At 41.3% G+C, this 235-nt stretch carries 1 protein-coding gene; it reads right to left on the minus strand.

Going from position 1 to position 235, the window contains the following annotated elements; translation table 11 throughout:
* Nucleotides 1-235, minus strand: a 235-nt coding sequence (locus SB765_RS33845; RefSeq protein WP_410933063.1) for a flavodoxin domain-containing protein, incomplete at both ends; no start/stop codon positions are given.

Below are 235 nucleotides of genomic sequence, written 5' to 3' on the forward strand. Positions count from 1 at the left end.
CGATTACCCACAGGTTTAGCTTGTAAGTCACGTAATAGTTCATCAAAGCTACGCCCTGCTGCGCAAAACGTATCACCGTAGCTTCTGTCACCCATGGCTACAATGCCAAATGGTTTATTGGTTAACATTGGAAACGTACTGTTAAGCTGATTATAAAGCTCTGCCAAGTTAGCGGGTATATCGCCTTGGCCTGTTGTTGAGGTAACAATTAAAATATGCGATGCATTTTTTATAT

It is taken from the genome of Pseudomonas sp. SIMBA_067, from assembly GCF_046534675.1.
Lineage (GTDB): Bacteria > Pseudomonadota > Gammaproteobacteria > Pseudomonadales > Pseudomonadaceae > Aquipseudomonas > Aquipseudomonas putida.